This window comes from Afifella pfennigii DSM 17143, from assembly GCF_000688515.1.
GTDB lineage: Bacteria > Pseudomonadota > Alphaproteobacteria > Rhizobiales > Afifellaceae > Afifella > Afifella pfennigii.
In genome coordinates, this window is sequence record NZ_JHZK01000007.1 from 85,510 (window position 1) to 102,114 (window position 16,605).

At 67.5% G+C, this 16,605-nt stretch carries 15 protein-coding genes and 1 tRNA gene; 11 read left to right on the forward strand and 5 right to left on the reverse strand.

Going from position 1 to position 16,605, the window contains the following annotated elements; all coding sequences use genetic code 11:
* Positions 1 to 17 precede the first annotated feature (17 nt).
* Positions 18 to 1,490 carry a cobyric acid synthase gene (locus Q331_RS0107785; RefSeq protein ID WP_245615547.1) on the forward strand — a complete coding sequence of 491 codons (1,473 nt, stop codon included), beginning with the start codon at positions 18 to 20 and terminating at the stop codon, positions 1,488 to 1,490.
* Here Q331_RS0107785 and cbiB read toward each other — a convergent pair.
* Positions 1,465 to 2,430 carry an adenosylcobinamide-phosphate synthase CbiB gene (cbiB, locus tag Q331_RS0107790; protein WP_026380222.1) on the reverse strand — a complete coding sequence of 322 codons (966 nt, stop codon included), beginning with the start codon at positions 2,428 to 2,430 and terminating at the stop codon, positions 1,465 to 1,467. The two genes, Q331_RS0107785 and cbiB, sit on opposite strands and share 26 nt — an antisense overlap.
* Entirely contained in the window at positions 2,427 to 3,422 is a 996-nt protein-coding gene (locus tag Q331_RS0107795) for an aminotransferase class I/II-fold pyridoxal phosphate-dependent enzyme (protein WP_026380223.1), read from the reverse strand. The genes cbiB and Q331_RS0107795 overlap by 4 nt, the downstream gene beginning before the upstream one ends.
* Positions 3,423 to 3,545: 123 nt before the next feature.
* Between Q331_RS0107795 and Q331_RS0107800 the strand changes: the two genes are divergently transcribed.
* From Q331_RS0107800 to Q331_RS20545, 7 genes are all read left to right on the forward strand, one after another.
* Positions 3,546 to 3,619: transfer RNA gene (locus Q331_RS0107800), tRNA-Cys, on the forward strand.
* A 176-nt stretch (positions 3,620 to 3,795) separates the two neighbouring features.
* Positions 3,796 to 4,452 (forward strand): protein-L-isoaspartate O-methyltransferase family protein, encoded by a 657-nt coding sequence (locus Q331_RS0107805; RefSeq protein ID WP_026380224.1) that lies wholly within the window; start codon positions 3,796 to 3,798, stop codon positions 4,450 to 4,452.
* 148 nt (positions 4,453 to 4,600) lie between these two features.
* Entirely contained in the window at positions 4,601 to 5,971 is a 1,371-nt protein-coding gene (locus Q331_RS0107810; RefSeq protein ID WP_245615549.1) for a TolC family outer membrane protein, read from the forward strand.
* Positions 5,972 to 6,181: 210 nt separating this feature from the next.
* Positions 6,182 to 6,925, forward strand: coding sequence for a PopZ family protein (locus Q331_RS0107815; RefSeq protein WP_026380226.1), 744 nt, complete (start codon positions 6,182 to 6,184; stop codon positions 6,923 to 6,925).
* 182 nt (positions 6,926 to 7,107) lie between these two features.
* The gene (locus Q331_RS0107820; RefSeq protein ID WP_026380227.1) at positions 7,108 to 9,813 is read left to right on the forward strand and encodes a valine--tRNA ligase; all 2,706 of its coding nucleotides are present in this window, start codon (positions 7,108 to 7,110) and stop codon (positions 9,811 to 9,813) included.
* A gap of 335 nt (positions 9,814 to 10,148) precedes the next feature.
* On the forward strand, positions 10,149 to 11,873 hold the full coding sequence (gene ilvD / locus Q331_RS0107825) for a dihydroxy-acid dehydratase (protein ID WP_026380228.1): 1,725 nt from the start codon (positions 10,149 to 10,151) through the stop codon (positions 11,871 to 11,873).
* On the forward strand, positions 11,860 to 12,633 hold the full coding sequence (locus tag Q331_RS20545; protein ID WP_034491449.1) for a tetratricopeptide repeat protein: 774 nt from the start codon (positions 11,860 to 11,862) through the stop codon (positions 12,631 to 12,633). Before ilvD ends, Q331_RS20545 begins: the two co-directional genes overlap by 14 nt.
* 83 nt (positions 12,634 to 12,716) lie before the next feature.
* Here the strand turns inward: Q331_RS20545 and Q331_RS0107835 are convergent, their stop codons facing one another.
* Positions 12,717 to 12,995, reverse strand: a complete 279-nt coding sequence (locus Q331_RS0107835) for a hypothetical protein (RefSeq protein ID WP_026380229.1) — start codon at positions 12,993 to 12,995, stop codon at positions 12,717 to 12,719.
* A gap of 144 nt (positions 12,996 to 13,139) precedes the next feature.
* On the opposite strand from Q331_RS0107835, the gene Q331_RS0107840 reads away from it, so the two are divergent.
* Together Q331_RS0107840 and Q331_RS0107845 are read left to right on the forward strand one after the other, a co-directional pair.
* Positions 13,140 to 13,529, forward strand: a complete 390-nt coding sequence (locus Q331_RS0107840) for a hypothetical protein (protein ID WP_026380230.1) — start codon at positions 13,140 to 13,142, stop codon at positions 13,527 to 13,529.
* A gap of 60 nt (positions 13,530 to 13,589) precedes the next feature.
* On the forward strand, positions 13,590 to 14,063 hold the full coding sequence (locus tag Q331_RS0107845; protein WP_026380231.1) for a copper chaperone PCu(A)C: 474 nt from the start codon (positions 13,590 to 13,592) through the stop codon (positions 14,061 to 14,063).
* Between the two features lie 16 nt (positions 14,064 to 14,079).
* On the opposite strand, the gene xth is transcribed toward Q331_RS0107845, so the two are convergent.
* On the reverse strand, positions 14,080 to 14,868 hold the full coding sequence (gene xth, locus Q331_RS0107850) for an exodeoxyribonuclease III (RefSeq protein ID WP_084174897.1): 789 nt from the start codon (positions 14,866 to 14,868) through the stop codon (positions 14,080 to 14,082).
* Positions 14,869 to 14,911: 43 nt separating this feature from the next.
* Entirely contained in the window at positions 14,912 to 15,307 is a 396-nt protein-coding gene (locus Q331_RS0107855; RefSeq protein ID WP_084174889.1) for a HesB/IscA family protein, read from the reverse strand.
* 70 nt (positions 15,308 to 15,377) lie between these two features.
* Here Q331_RS0107855 and Q331_RS0107860 point away from each other — a divergent pair, with 70 nt between their 5' ends.
* Complete coding sequence (locus tag Q331_RS0107860; protein WP_034491452.1) at positions 15,378 to 16,577, forward strand: deoxyguanosinetriphosphate triphosphohydrolase; 1,200 nt, start codon at positions 15,378 to 15,380, stop codon at positions 16,575 to 16,577.
* The last annotated feature ends 28 nt before the right edge of the window (positions 16,578 to 16,605 follow it).

The following is a 16,605-nucleotide window of genomic DNA, read 5'->3' on the forward strand; positions in this document are numbered from 1 at the left end:
GCCAGAAAGCTATCTTCATGTCGAAGACGCCCGCCATCATGATCCAGGGCACCGGCTCGCATGTCGGCAAATCGCTGCTGGTCGCCGGGCTCTGCCGCGCCTTCGCCGATCGCGGCCTGAAGGCGATGCCGTTCAAGCCGCAGAACATGTCCAACAACGCAGGCGTGACCGCCGATGGCGGGGAGATCGGGCGGGCGCAGATGACCCAGGCGCTGGCGGCGCGCGTGCCGCCGTCGGTGCATATGAACCCGGTGCTTCTGAAGCCGGAGAGTGATGTCGGCGCGCAGGTCATCGTGCAGGGTCGGCGCCTCGCCACGATGAAGGCGCGCGACTATACCGCGCGCAAGGCGGAGCTTCTCTCTCATGTGATGGAGAGCTTTAATAGGCTCTGTGAAGGTGTTGATATCGTTGTCGTCGAAGGTGCGGGCTCGCCGGCCGAAACCAATCTGAGAGAGGGCGACATCGCCAATATGGGCTTTGCCGAGGCGGCCGGGGTGCCCGTCGTCCTCGTCGGCGATATCGAGCGCGGCGGGGTCATCGCCAGCCTGGTGGGCACGCATCACGTGCTCCACCCGCTCGACCGGGCGCGCATTGCCGGCTTCATCGTCAACCGCTTTCGCGGCGATGTCACGCTGTTCGACGAGGGGGTGCGGGAGATCGCCCGGCGCACGGGCTGGCTCGGCCTCGGCGTGGTGCCGCATTTTGAGGATGCGCGGAAGCTGCCTGCGGAGGACGTGCTGGGGATAGAGGAGGGGCTGCGGGGCGGGGGCGGCGCGGTCAAGATCGTCGTGCCAAAACTGTCGCGCATCGCCAATTTCGACGATCTCGATCCGCTGCGCATGGAGCCAGGCGTGGAGCTTCTCGTCCTGGAGCCGGGCACGGCGCTGCCGGGCGATGCCGACCTCGTGCTCCTGCCGGGTTCCAAATCGACCATCGCCGACCTTGCGGTGTTGCGGCAGGCGGGCTGGGACATCGACCTTGCCGCGCATCTTCGCCGCGGCGGCGCCGTCCTCGGTATTTGTGGCGGCTTTCAGATGCTGGGAAGGCTGATCGCCGATCCTGAGGGTATCGAAGGCCCAGCCCAGAATGTGCGCGGGCTCGGCATGCTCGACGTGACGACGCGCCTCACCGCCGAGAAGACCACCGTCCCGGTCACCGGCACGCATGCGGCGAGCGGCGCGGCCTTTTCGGGCTACGAGATCCATGTCGGCGCGACCAGCGGGCCGGGGCTTTCTGAGCCCTTTTCACGGCTGGATGACGGCAGGCCGGACGGGGCGGTCGGTCATGGGGGGCGGGTGATGGGCACTTATGTGCACGGCCTTTTCGGCTCCGACGCTTTCCGCCGCGCCTTCCTTGCCGGGCTCGGGGCGAAGAGCGAACTCGCCTATGGCGAGAGTGTGGAGGCGGCGCTCGACGGCCTGGCGCGGCACCTGGAGGCGCATCTCAATCTCGATGCGATCCTCGCTATGGCGCAAACAGAGTTGCGCTGACGGCCACGAGAGCGAGCAGCACCAGCCAGGCCCCGTCGGCCAGGCGGATGCCGCGGCGCAGCTCCGCATTGCTCGGCTCGTAGCGGCCCTCCTTGTTGAGCCAGGCGCCGTCGACCACCAGCGAGCCGTAACGGCGCGGTCCGCCGAAGGCGAGATCGAGCGCCCCGGCCATCGCCGCTTCCGGCCAGCCGGCATTGGGCGAGCGATGCGCGGCGGCGTCGCGCCGGGCGATGTCGAAGGCGCGGCGCGGCGAGCCGCCGACGAGCGGCGCTGCCAGGGCGATGAGGGCGGCGGAGATGCGGGCGGGCAGGTAGTTGGCGAGATCGTCCAGCCTGGCGGCGGCATAGCCGAAGGCTTCGTGGCGCTCGGTGCGGTGGCCGATCATGGAATCGGCGGTGTTGAGCGCCTTGTAGGCGATGAGGCCCGGCAGGCCGGCGAGGAGATACCAGAAGGCGGGCGCGACGACGGCGTCGGAAAAATTCTCCGCCAGGGATTCCAGCGCCACGCGGTTCACCCCGCCGCGGTCGAGGGCGCTGACATCGCGGCCCACGATGTGCGACAGGGCAAGGCGGGCCGCCTCCAGACCGCTCTTCTCCTCTGCCTCGGCGACGGCCGAAACGTGATCGAGGAGACCCTTCTGGGCGAGAAAGACGGAGACGAGGAAGGCTTCCAGGACGAAGCCGAGAGGCAGGGCGGCGGCAAGGCCGTGAAGGAACCAGCCGGCGAGGACGGCGAGGGCGAGGATGAGGGCCAGAGCGAGAATGCCGCGGCCACGCCTTGCCTCCGGCGACAGTCGCTCGTCGTTAAGGCCGGCATCGAGCGTGGCGATGAGCCGGCCGATCCAGGCGATGGGGTGGCCGCTCGTCGCCCAGAGGCGGTCCGGATCGCCCAGGATGCGGTCGGCGACAAGGCCGAGGACGAGAATGGCGAGGCGGCTCATGGGCGCATGCCTTGAAGGGTCTCGCTCAGCGCCTCCTCCAGGCGGGCGAGGCCGGCCGCGTCGGCGGGCAGGCCGAGGCGGAGGCTATCGGGACGCTCCTCGAAGCGGCGCGTCCAGATGCCTTTCTGGGCGAGACGGCGGTGCAGGACGGTTGCGCCGGGATGGCGCAGCAGGGTGAAGAGCGGGCAATGCCCGCAGGAGCCGAGGCGGTGGCGCTTCAGCATGGAACGCAGGGCCCCGGCCTGGCTGGCGAGCCAGCGCCGGCTCTCCTGCCGCCAGGGCCGGTCGGCGAGGGCGGCGGCGCCGATGGCGATAGCCGCCTGCGACACGGGCCAGTCGCCAAGCCGCGCGCGCAAGGCGCGAATCGGCTCGGCCCGGCCGACGGCGAAGCCGAGGCGAAGGCCCGGCAGGCCGTAGAACTTGCCGAAGGAGCGCAGGACGAGAAGATTGCCGGCCTCTTGCAGCAGCGGCAGCGCCGAAGTGTGCGGCGGCAGGGCATCGGCATAGGCCTCGTCGACAACGACGAGCCGCTGCGGGCGCTCAGCCGCCAGGCGCGCGATCGCCGCCGGCGAGAGGAGGCGGCCATCGGGATTGTTGGGATTGACGAGAATGAGGCTCTCCTCGCCTTCGGCCTCGTCCGGCTCGGCGATGGGACGCAGCGAATCGCCGAAGGCCGCCCGATAGGAGGAGTAGGAGCTGGCAAGAAAAGCGGCGCGATCGATGAGGGCCGGCAACTGGCGGATGGCGAGCTCAGTGCCGGCGAGCGGCACGATCTCGGCCTCGCGCGGCAAGCGATAGGCCTGCCGCGCCGCCGCCTCCAACGCCGCGATCTCCGCCCTGGTCGGCAGCCGCTCCAAGCCGAGCGCGCTTGCCTGAAGCCGCTCGCGCCAGGGCCAGGGACGCGGATTGATGCCGGTCGAAAGGTCCAGCCAATCGTCGCTCACAATGCCGTAAAGGCCAGCCCCTTCGACCGGGTCGCCACCGTGCCGCATTCGTTCTCCCCGCTTTGCCTCATGGCCTGATAGCGCGATCGGCTCCGTTGCACGAGAGGCCGGAAGGCCCCAATTGCATGCCAGCTTGTCGGCTCCCGAAAGCTTTGCTACGGGAACCGCGCTGGCCTCGTGGCGGAGTGGTGACGCAGCGGACTGCAAATCCGTATACCCCGGTTCGATTCCGGGCGAGGCCTCCATCTTTCCAGCGCTATCGTCCCGCCGATGCGGGGGGCAGGGCCGAATCGCGCATCGCTGCATGCGCGGCTGCGTCTCGCGCCGATCGTGCCTCATTCGCTTGGCTGGCCGCTTGTCTGGCCGCGCCCGCGCCGCTACAGCATGCCGCCACGAGGATGTTGCAAGGGCTCATGCAAGTATGACCGATTACGCCACGCTGCGGCAGAGGATGGTCGACAGCCAGGTGCGCACCTGGGACGTGACCGATCGCGATCTGATCGAGGCTTTCCTGGAGGTTCCGCGCGAGCGCTTCGTCAGCGGCGTGCAGCTGCCCTTCGCCTATTCGGACATGGACCTGCCGCTGGATGGCACGAACAGGGTCCTGCTCGCGCCCGCCGTGCTCGGACGCATGATCCAGGCGCTGGAGATCGACAAATCGGAAGTGGTCCTCGATCTCGGCTGCGGGCGCGGCTATTCCTCCGCGCTGCTCGGCCAGCTGGCCGAGGCGGTGGTCGCGGTGGAGCCGGACGAGGATTTGCGCCATTCCGCCGAGGCCAATATGGCGGCGCTGAAGATCGACAACGTCGCAGTGGTGGAGGGCGCGCTCACCGAGGGATATCCGGCGGAGGGGCCTTACGACGCGATTTTGATCGCGGGCGGGATAGAGGTGATCCCCCAGGCCATCTTCGAGCAGCTCGCCGAGGGTGGCCGGCTGGTGGTGGTGGAGCGCAACGGTGAGTTCGGCCGGGTGATGCTGTACACGCGCATCGGCGAGCATGTGAGCCATCGCGGCGTCGTCGATGCCGCGGCGCCGGTTTTGCCGGGTTTTGAGCGCAAGGCGGCGTTCGTTTTCTGACTATTGGTGCCTGCGTGAGGGTGTTGCAAATCGGCCGCAATGCCCGCCAAAACGACGGGTGCGCCCTCCTCACCCAGGCGACGAACCCGCATGCGATGTTACAACCCTACTGGCCGCAACGAGACGGTAAACGATTCCTGGTGGCAACGTGCGCATTCGCCTGTTTCATATCTGGCTGAGCTTGGCGGGGACTTCTCTGCTTGCCGTGCCGACGGCACAGGCGGAGAGCATTACCGAGGCGCTGGCTTCGGCCTATTGGAACAACCCGACCATCAACGCCGAGCGCGCCCGTACGCGTGCCAATGACGAGAACGTGCCGATCGCCAAGGGCGGTCAGCGGCCGCAGATTTCGGCTTTCTCGGAAATAGACGGCACCTATGCCGGCGCCCGCACGCGCGTCGGCCGGCAGGAGGACACCACCTCCGATCTGGCGGTCGGGCTGCAGATCCAGCAGAATCTCTTCGATGGCTTCCAGACCCGCAACGCCGTTCGCGGCGCGGAGGCCGGGGTCTTTGCCAGCCGCTTCGCGCTGCGCTCGACGGTCCAGGACGTGCTGCGCGATGGTGCCGAAGCCTATATGAACGTCTTGCGCGACGAGGCGATCCTGCAGCTGCGCCGTCAGAACGTGGAGTTCCTCAACGAGCAGCTGCGGGCCGCGGAGGATCGGTTCGAGGTCGGCGAGAATACGCGCACCGACGTCGCCCAAACGCGCGCCGCTCTCAGCCAGGCTCAATCGGACGTCGCGCTCGCGGAAGCCAATCTGGTCGCCAGCCGCGCCATCTACCGCCAGATTATCGGTCGTGAGGCCAATGGACTGTTTCTGAGCTTTCCCTTCCGCAACAATCTGCCGAACTCGCTGTCGCGGGCGCTTGCGCTCGGCCAGGAGGAGCATCCCTCCATCGTTGCCGCGCAATACGCCATGGACGCCGCCTCTTTCGACGTGAAGCGGATTGAGGGCGAGCTTCTGCCGACGATCAGCGTCAACGGCACGGCGCAGAAGACCATCGGCGTCGGGCGTCCGGAGAACTCCGAAGTCGCCGCCATCACCGGGCGCGTCTCCGTGCCGCTCTATCAGGGTGGCATCGTCTCGGCACGCGTGCGGCAGGCCAAGGAAATTCTCGGTCAGCGGCGCATCGAGGTGGATATCGTGCGCGACCAGGTGCGGGCACTCACCGTCGCCGCCTGGGGCACGGTGGAGGCGACCAACGCGCAGATTCTCGCCGCCACCGCCGAGGTGCGGGCTTCGGAGATCGCGCTTTCGGGCGTCATCGAGGAGCAACGGGTGGGGCAGCGCACGCAGCTCGACGTGCTCGATGCGCGCAGCACACTGGTCGATGCCGAGGTCAACCGCGTGGTTGCCCAGCGCGACCGTATCGTCGCGGCCTTCGCGCTTCTGGCGGCGATCGGCCGGCTCGACGCCGACGCGCTCAATCTGCCGGTGCAGCGCTACCGGGCCGAGGCGCACTACCAGGCCGTCAAGGACAAGTGGAGCGGCCTCAGGACGCCCGACGGGCGCTAGACCGCAGCCGGCGCCAAACCGCGGGCGCGGCCGCTGGGGCCGCACATATCCCTTGTCCTGCATCTGTATATTGCATCCGTCCGCCCCTCCGACCGCATTATATGGTGAGGAAAGGCGATTTGAGGGTTTTCTTAACCCACTCATGCTCATGTAAAATCCAAAACGATTCGAGGTGCAGGCGCACCGGCTGAATTCGCAGGGGAAATGGGCATGGGCAATCCGAGTGCGGCGCACGAGCCGACCATGGAGGAGATTCTCGCCTCCATCCGGCAAATCATCTCCGAGGATGGGGAGCGGGCACAGCCCAAGCCGAAATCCTTCCGCGTTCCGGCGGAAGTGGAGGAAGAGGCCTCCGAGACGAGCGCCGAGCCCGCCGCCGAGAATCCCGACGATGCCGATGACGCCCAGGCAACCTATGAGGATCCCGCCGAGGAGCCTGGCGCCTACAGCGTCGGCGAGGAGAAGGTGACGGAGAGCGCCTATATGCCGGAGGACGCGCTGGAGGCGGCCGAGAGTTCCGCCGCGGCTTCCGGCGAGCCGTCCTATGACGAGACGGAGCCGGTCGAGGCTTTCGCGGGCGAGGACGAGGCGCCGGCCTATGCGCAAGAGGAACCGGAGCCGCAGGCCCCGCCCGTCAATCATGCAGCGCCGGCAGGCGCCGATGAGACTGCGCGCGGCTATGAAGAAGCCGAGCCCGGCCCGACGAGCGGCTATCGCCAGGAGCGCCCCCACGGCGATGAGCGGCTGCTTTCCCCGCAAGCCGACGATGCCGTCGCCGGTGCCTTCTCCGCCCTGGCACACACGATTTTGTCGCAGAACGCCCGCACGCTGGAAGACCTCGTCACCGAGATGCTGCGGCCGATGCTGCGCGACTGGCTGGACGACAACCTGCCGACGCTGGTGGAGCGGCTCGTCAAGGAAGAGATCGAGCGGGTCTCGCGCGGCCGCCGCTGAACGGCGGCGTGTGAACGGCGGCGTATGGACAGCGGCAGGGGGGCGGCTTGCCGCCACGCTCGGCCCGTCCAAAGGCCGCCTTCCCGGCGTCTTGGCCATCCGCCTTGTTGACAGGGGCCGAAGGCGCCAGTTTAACCGCCCCGGTTTGAGAGCCCGCTTCGGGCCTACGGTGCGATTCCCTCATGCTGGACAAGATTTTCGACGCCAAGAACGTCGAGCCGCGTATTTCGCAGAAATGGCTTGATGCCGATGCCTTCCGCGCCGGTGCCGGCGCGGGGACGGGCGCGGAGCCCTTCACCATCGTCATCCCGCCGCCGAACGTGACGGGCTCCCTGCATATGGGGCACGCGCTCAACAACACGCTGCAGGACGTTCTGGTGCGTCATGCCCGCATGTGCGGCAAGGACGTGCTCTGGCAGCCCGGCATGGACCATGCCGGCATCGCCACCCAGATGGTGGTGGAGCGGCAGATGATGGAGCGCCAAGAGCCCGACCGGCGCGCCATCGGCCGCGAGGCCTTTCTCAAGAAGGTCTGGCGCTGGAAGGACGAATCCGGCGGCATGATCATCAACCAGCTGAAGCGCCTCGGCGCCTCCTGCGACTGGTCGCGCGAGCGCTTCACCATGGATGAGGGGCTGTCGGCGGCGGTGCTGAAGGTCTTCGTGCAGCTCTACAAGGAAGGGCTGATCTACAAGGACAAGCGGCTGGTCAATTGGGACCCGAAGCTGCACACCGCCATCTCCGACCTGGAAGTCCAGCAGGTGGAGACGAAGGGGCACCTTTGGCATTTCAAGTATCCGGTCGAGGGCGAGGAAGGCCGCTTCATCACCGTGGCGACGACGCGGCCGGAGACGATGCTGGGCGATACCGGCGTCGCGGTGCATCCGGACGATGAGCGCTACAAGGACCTCGTCGGCAAGCACGCCATCCTGCCGCTGGTCGGCCGCAAGATCCCCATCGTCGCCGACGATTACGCCGATCCGGAAGCCGGCTCCGGCGCGGTGAAGATCACCCCGGCGCACGATTTCAACGATTTCGAGGTGGGCAGGCGCAACGCTCTCGCCATGGTCAACATCATGGATATCGAGGCCAATATCGTCCTGAAGGATAACGAGGATTTTCTTGCCGGCGTGGCCGAGAGCGAGGCGCTTGGCGCCACCGTCTCGGCCCTTCACGGCCTCGACCGCTTCACCGCGCGCGCGCGCGTCGTCGCCATGATGGAGGAAAGAGGCCTTCTGGAGAAGGTGGAAGAGCATCTCCACGTGGTGCCGCATGGCGACCGCGGCGGCGTGCCGATCGAGCCCTTTCTCACCGACCAATGGTATGTCGACGCGGCGACGCTGGCGAAGCCGGCCATCGCCGCGGTGCACGAGGGGCGCACCGTCTTCGTCCCGAAGAGCTGGGAGAAGACCTATTTTGAGTGGATGGAGAACATCCAGCCCTGGTGCATCTCGCGCCAGCTCTGGTGGGGCCACCGCATCCCGGCCTGGTACGGGCCGGACGGCGAGGTCTTCGTGGAGGAGAGCGAGGAGGAGGCGGAGGCCGCCGCCTACCGCCATTACGGAAGCCGGGTGAAGCTCGACCGCGACGAGGACGTGCTCGACACCTGGTTCTCGTCGGCGCTGTGGCCCTTCTCCACGCTCGGCTGGCCGGATGAGACGCCGGAGCTTGAGCGCTACTATCCCACCTCCGTTCTCGTCACCGGCTTCGACATCATCTTCTTCTGGGTCGCCCGGATGATGATGTTCGGCCTGCATTTCATGAAGGAGGAGCCCTTCGCCGACGTCTACATCCATGCGCTGGTGCGCGACGAGCACGGCGCCAAGATGTCGAAATCGAAGGGCAACGTCATCGACCCCTTGGAGCTCATCGAGGCATACGGGGCCGATGCGCTGCGCTTTACCCTGGCGGCCATGGCGGCGCAGGGACGCGACATCAAACTTTCGCCGCAACGCGTTGCCGGATATCGAAATTTTGGCACGAAGCTTTGGAACGCGGCGCGCTTCTGCCAGATGAAGGAATGCCGCCTTGCGGCGGATTTCGATCCGGCTTCGGCCAAGCTGCCGGTCAATCGCTGGATTCTGACGGAGGCCGGCCGCACCATCGAAGCGGTCGGGCAGGGGATCGCCGCCTATCGCTTCAACGAGGCGGCGGACGCCATCTACCATTTCGTCTGGGCGACCTTCTGCGACTGGTATCTGGAGCTGATCAAGCCGGTGCTCGAGGGCGAGGACGCGGCCGCCGCCGCGGAGACGCGGGCCGTCGCCGCCCATGTCCTCGCCGATATCCTGAAAATGCTGCACCCCTTCAGCCCCTTCATCACCGAGGCGCTGTGGGAGGATCTGGCAGGCGCGGAAGGCGGGCTTCTGGCGCTGACGGCCTGGCCGCAGGGCGTGGTGGCCGACGAAGAGGCGGCGGCCGACATCAACTGGCTGGTGGCGCTGGTTTCCTCCATCCGTTCGGTGCGCTCTGAGATGAACGTGCCGGCCGGCGCCAAGACCCCGCTGGTGCTTTGCGGAGCGAGCGCGGAGAGCGAGGCGCGCTTAACGCGGCACGAGGCGGCGATCGCCCGTCTTGCCCGGGTGGAGGCGATGTCGCTGGCGCCGCAGCCGCCGAAGAGCTCGGCGCAATTCCTCATCGGCGAGGCGACGGCCGCGCTGCCGCTTGCCGGCATCATCGACTTTGCCGCCGAGCGCAGCCGCCTCACCAAGGAGATCGCCCGTATCGACGCGGAGATCGCGCGCCTCGACAAGAAGCTCGGCAACGAGAAATTCGTCGCCCGGGCGCCGGAAGAGGTGGTGGCGGCCGAGCGCGAAAAGCGCGCCGATTACCTCGCCGACCGGGAACGGCTGGAAGCTGCGCTCGGGCGTATCGCCGAGACGGCGTAGCGGGGCGATTCCGCCACGCTCGCGAAACGGCGCCGGAGCCATTTCCGGCGCCGGGAAGGCCGATGCGTCTCGGCCACATTGTGACGATTTCGCAACAGCTTCCGACGACGGGCCCGGCTCGCCTTGCGCGGCATTAACAGCGCCACGTTTCAGTCATAAACGAGGCGCAGGCGGATGAGCATGCGAGGCTTTTCGGCCTGGCCGTAGGAGCGGCGCGGCAGATGCGCGCCGCCGCGGCCGAGCCGATACCGGATCCGGTTGCGGATGCCGGCATGCCTTGCGAACGAGGCCCGCGTGCCGGCGGGCGGAACAACAGGGAAACGAGGCGCGTAGGCATGGACGCAAAGACCTTCTCCAAAGCAAATTTGCCGAGCCGGCACGTCACCGAAGGGGCCTCGCGCGCGCCGCACCGCTCCTACTATTACGCCATGGGGCTGTCGGCGGAGGAGATCCATCAGCCTTTCGTCGGTGTCGCCACCTGCTGGAACGAGGCGGCGCCCTGCAACATCGCCCTATCCCGCCAGGCGCAGGTGGTGAAGAAGGGCGTCGTCGCCGCGAGCGGCACGCCGCGCGAATTCACCACCATCACCGTCACCGACGGCATCGCCATGGGCCATGCCGGCATGAAGGCCTCGCTGGCCTCGCGTGAGGTGATCGCCGATTCGGTCGAGCTGACGATGCGCGGCCACTGTTACGACGCGCTTGTCGGCCTTGCCGGCTGCGACAAATCTCTGCCCGGCATGATGATGGCCATGGTGCGGCTCAACGTGCCGTCGATCTTCATCTATGGCGGCTCCATCCTGCCCGGCAGCTTCCGCGGCCGGGAAGTGACCGTCCTCGATGTCTTCGAGGGGGTCGGCCGGCATCTGACGGGCGAGCTCTCCGACGAGGATCTTGCCGAACTGGAATCGGTCGCCTGTCCGTCCGCCGGCGCCTGCGGGGCGCAGTTCACCGCCAACACCATGGCGACGGTTTCCGAAGCGATCGGTCTGGCGCTGCCCTATTCGGCAGGCGCCCCGGCGCCCTACGAGTTCCGCGACCGCTTCTGTCACGCCGCCGGCGAGCAGGTGATGGAGCTCCTCGCCCGGCAGCTGCGCCCGCGCGACATCGTCACGCGCAAGGCGCTGGAGAACGCGGCCACGGTGGTCGCCGCTTCCGGCGGCTCGACCAATGCCGGCCTGCATCTGCCGGCCATCGCGCATGAATGCGGCATCGATTTCGATCTCTTCGAGGTCGCCAAGATCTTCAAGCGCACGCCCTATATCGCCGACCTGAAACCGGGCGGCAAATACATCGCCAAGGACATGTTCGAGGCGGGCGGCATTCCCTTGCTGATGAAGACGTTGCTCGATCACGGCTATCTGCATGGCGATTGCATGACGGTGACCGGCCGCACAATTGCCGAAAATTTGGAGCATGTTGATTGGAACGCTGAGCAGGACGTGGTTCGGCCCGCAGACAACCCGATCAGCCCGACTGGCGGTGTGGTCGGTCTCTCCGGCAATCTTGCCCCGGACGGCGCGATCGTGAAGGTCGCGGGCATGACCAACCTGCACTTCAGAGGCCCCGCGCGGTGCTTCGATACTGAAGAGGAGTGCTTTCAAGCCGTGAGCCGTGGCGAATATCAGGAAGGGGATGTGCTGGTCATCCGCTACGAGGGCCCGAAGGGCGGGCCCGGCATGCGCGAGATGTTGTCCACCACCTCCGCGCTCTACGGACAGGGCATGGGCAACAAGGTGGCGCTCATTACCGACGGGCGTTTCTCCGGCGCCACGCGCGGCTTCTGCATCGGCCATATCTCGCCGGAAGCGGCGGTCGGAGGGCCGATCGGGCTCTTGAAGGATGGCGATATCATCGAGATCGATGCCGTTGCCGGCACGATCGACGTCGAACTCGACGAGGCCGAACTTGGCCGGCGGCGGCAGGAATGGCAGCCGCGCGAGACGGATTACCGCTCTGGCGCGCTGTGGAAATACGCCCAGACCGTTGGCTCGGCGAGGAAGGGGGCCGTCACCCATCCGGGAGGGGCGGCCGAGACGGTGTGCTATGCGGATCAGTAATGCTCTGTCGGTTGCGGCCCTCGCCGTCGCCCTGACGGCGCCGGCCTTCGCCTTCGACCCCGATACGACGGCGCGGGACGCCTTCCGCAGCGGCTATTTCGCCTACAAGAAGGGCCATACCGCCGAGGCGATCGAGGCGCTCTCCTTCGCCGCGGAGAAGGGCCATACGGCGGCGCTGTGGAAGCTCGGGCGCATCTACGCGACCGGCGATGGCGTGAGCGAGGACGATGCGCGCGCCTTCGATATCTTCTCGCGCATCGCCAACGAGTATGCCGACGGCAATCCGCGCGGCTCGGATGCACGCTTCGTCTCCGACGCCTTCGTGGCGCTCGCCGGCTATTTCCGCGACGGCATCGCCGGCAAGGTATCGTCGGACGAGGTGAGGGCGCGGCGCTTCTATACCTACGCCGCAGCCTATTTCGCCGATCCGGAGGCGCAGTACCAGCTCGGCATGATGTATCTCAACGGGCGTGGCGGCGAGCGCAACGCCCGGCAGGCGGCGCGCTGGCTGAAGCTTTCCGCCGACAAGGGCCATGCGCAAGCCCAGGCCGAGTTCGGCCGCATCCTGTTTGAGGGCGTCGGTATCCGTCGCAACACCGTCAAGGGTCTGATGTGGCTGTCGATCGCCCGCGACAATTACCGCGGCGACGACGAGATCCAGTCGCTGCACGAGGAGGCCTTCGCGGCGGCGAGCGAGAACGACCGGCGCACGGCGATGGCGCTCGCCGAAGACTGGCTGGCCAAGAGCAGCCCGAAGTAAAGCCGTATCTCGGCGCCGCCTTCCCAAGCGTCTGTGCGAGCCGCCTTTTTGAACCGCCTTTTCCGGCCGCCTTTTCGGGCCGCCTAGGGTTGCGCAGAAACGAGCCGCGACAGGCGTGGCAATGGCCGCGAGGCGGTCGGGCAGGGCGATTCCAGAAACCGCCATGACGTATTGTTCAGCACCTTTTCGCAGCGTGCCATCTGCCGCCCGTTCGGCGTGGCGATGCAAACCGTCTCGCCTTCGCGCGCGATGACGCCGTCACTCGCCCGGCAGGTGCAATCGCCGGCGGCCGCGGCGAAGGAAGCGCCGAGAAGCGCCAGGACGGGCGCCAGCGAGAGAGTGATGAGACGTTTTCCCACCATCCACCAAGCATAGCATGATAGCGGCCTGTTGCGACATCTGCCGGAAGGCCCGGCAACTCTGCGCGCAACATCGGCATGTGTGGGAAATACTCGCCCTGTGCATCGGGCCTTGCCTTTGCCGGCGCGGGAGCGCAGAAGCAGACCATGTCTCTCCTCCGGCGGCTCCTGCGGGATCGGCTCGCGGGCGGCCTGTTGCCGGCAATCCTCGCCTATACGCTCTGCTTCCAGGCGATGGTCGTCGTCGTGGCCGATGCGGCGATGGCGGCGGGCGGGGCCGCGCCGGGCCTGGTTCTGTGCCAGCCTTCCAACGCGGCACAGGAAGCCCCGAATCGGCGTGGCGAACATGCCTGCTGCGATGCGCTCTGTCAGGCCGTCTGCGGGCTCGGCGCCGCGCTTGCCTGCGCATCTGGAGGCGAGCCGGGCTTTCGCTCCTCCCACCACATCGTGCCTGGCCTTGCGGCAACGAACGGCATCCATCCCGCCTCGCTCGGCCTTGCGGGGGCGGCGCGGGCGCCGCCGCTCTTCCTCTCGTGACGCAGCCTCATGCCCGCCGCCGCGGCGCGGGCCTTCCCCCATGCGCATTAGGAGAGAAAGATGCGAACCCTTCTTGCAGCCGTCGCGACCGCTTTCATGGCGGTCGCATCCCCCGTCTTCGCCGCCGATTACACAGCCGGTCCGATTGAGATCGACACGCCCTGGACGCGGGCGACGCCACCCTCGGCCAAGGCCGGCGGTGGATTCTTGAAGCTGACCAACACCGGGAGCGAGGACGACCGCCTCGTCTCCGTCGCCTCGCCGATCGCCGGCCGCACGGAGCTGCACACCATGGACATGTCCGGCGGCGTGATGAAGATGCGGCATCTGCCGGACGGCATCGCCCTGCCTGCCGGCCAGAGCGTGGAGCTGAAGCCCGGCAGCCTGCACGTCATGTTCATGGATCTCGCCGGCCCGATCGAAGAAGGCGCGGCCGTGCAGGTGACGCTCACCTTCGAGAAGGCGGGCTCCGTCGATATCGAGATGCGGGCGGCGGGTATCGGCGCGCCGGGGCCGGCGGATATGGCGCACTGACGCCGAAGGGCGGCGGCTAGCTCAGCTGCAGCGCCGCCCAGACCGGAACATGGTCTGAAGGCTTCTCCCAGGCGCGGACATGCTTGTCGATGCCCGCGCCTGCAAGACGGTCGGCCGCCTCCGGCGACAGCAAGAGGTGGTCGATGCGGATGCCGTTGTTCTTCTGCCAGGCGCCGGCCTGATAGTCCCAGAAGGAGTAAAGGTCGGGCGCGTCGCTGACGCAGCGCACCGCATCGGTGAGGCCGGCGGCGAGAAGCCGGCGCCAGGCGCGACGCGACTGGGGCTGGAACAAGGCGTCGTCCGTCCAGCGCTCGGGAAAGCGGGCGTCGAGGGGCCCCGGAATGATATTGAAGTCGCCGGCAAGGACGAAGGGTTCCTCCAGCGCCAGACGGTCCTTCACCCAATCCTGAAGACGCTCAAGCCAGGCGAGCTTATAGTCGAATTTCTCGCCGCCGACGGGATTGCCGTTCGGCATATAGGCGGAGGCGACGCGCAACACGCCCTCCCTGGTGGAGACGACCGCCTCCAGGAAGCGGGCCTGTTCGTCGGCATCGTCGCCGGCAAGGCGGGGGGTGACGTCCTCCAGCGGCCGCTTGGAGAGGATGGCGACGCCGTTGAAGCCCTTCTGGCCGTGCGTCTCGACATTGTAGCCGAGCGCTTCCAGCGGCTCGCGCGGGAAGGCCTCGTCGAGCGACTTGATCTCCTGCAGGCAGGCGATGTCGGGCGAGGCTTCCGCAAGCCAGCCGAGAAGCGCGTCCTGGCGCGCCTTGACGCCGTTGATGTTCCATGTGGCGACCTTCAGCATGCCGCGCACGCCACGCCGCGCCGGCGCCCCACAATGTGCATCGTCAGACGGCGAAGCTGGTGCCGCAGCCGCAGGAAGAGGCCGCGTTGGGATTCCTGATCTGGAAGGACTGGCCCATCAGATCGTCGACGAAATCGATCTCCGAGCCCTCCAGGAAAGGCAGCGAGAAGGGGTCGATGAGGACGATGGCGCCCTCGCCCTCCAGCACCAGATCGTCTTCCTCGCGGCCGTCCTGCACCAGATCGTAGCGGTACTGGAAGCCGGAACAGCCGCCGCCTTCCACGGAGATGCGCAGCGCCGTGCCTTCGGGCTCGCCAGCGAGAATCTTCGCCACGCGCCGTGCGGCGCGCTCCGTCAGGACGACCTCAGTCGCCTGCGGCGCGTCGGCATTCTCCTGCCTGGTTTGGCCTGTCGTCGTGTTTGGGTCCGGCTCGGTCATCGCTGGCGCTTGCTCCTTCGCCTATTGGCTAGCTAAGAACCGCGGGGGTGCAAGTCAATCGCAGGGGCCGATGAGAAACAGCCTGCCGGAGAGCCTGCTGAGGGGCGGCGCACGCTGGCGCGCGCCTTATGCCGCCGATCTTGAGGCCGGCGCCAGGCGCCTTCACGATGAGGCGATGGACCCGCTGCGCTCGCCCTTCCAGCGCGATCGGGACCGAATCGTTCATTCCACCTCCTTCCGGCGCCTGAAGCACAAGACCCAGGTTTTCGTGCGCCCGGAGGGCGACCATTTCCGCACGCGGCTGACGCATTCGCTGGAGGTGGCGCAGGTGGCGCGCTCGCTGGCGCGCCCGCTCGGGCTCGACGAGGATCTGACGGAGGCGATCGCGCTTGCGCACGATCTCGGCCATCCGCCCTTCGGCCATGGCGGGGAGCGGGCGCTGGCGAGCGCCCTCGGCGCGTATGACGGCTTCGACCACAATATCCAGAGCCTGCGGGTGGTGACGTCGCTGGAGCGGCGCTATCCGCGCTTCGACGGGCTCAATCTCTGCCGGGCGAGCCTTGAGGGCCTCGTCAAGCATAACGGGCCCTACAGGGCCGGGCCGGCGCCGGCGGTCGCGGCCGAACTGGCGGGCGAGCTCGGCCTCGAACTCGCCGCGCAGCCGAGCCTGGAGGCGCAGGCCGCCGCCATCGCCGACGACATCGCCTATGACGCGCATGACATCGACGACGGGCTCAGGGCGGGTCTGTTGACGCTGGACGACCTCGCCGACGTGCCCCTCACCGGGCGGCTGCTTTGCGCGATCAAGGCCGAGTATCCGAGGCTGGATCGCTCGCGCCTTGCCGCGGAGCTGGTGCGCCGGCTCATCACGGTGATGATCGCCGACGTGCTGGCGGAGACGGTAAGGCGGCTTGAGGCCGTTGGCATCGCAACGCCGCAGGATGTGGGGGCGGCGCCATCCTTCCTGGTCGGTTTTTCGGCCGCCCTGGAGGCGGAGGAGGATGTGCTGAAGCGCTTTCTCTTCGCCAGGCTCTACCGCCACGAGGAGGTGATGGCGCGCGTGAAGGTCGGCGGCGAGGTGGTACAGGCACTGTTCGAGCGGTTCATGACGCGCCCCGAGCTCTTGCCGGCGGAATGGCAGGCGGGGCTGGAGACGGGCGATAAGAAGCGGCTGGCGCGCCGCGCCGGCGACTACATCGCCGGCATGACGGACGGCTATGCGCTTGCCGAATATCGGCGGCTGTTTGACCGGACCCCCGATCTCGGCTAGGGCCCGCTCCGATTCACTCAAGAACGCC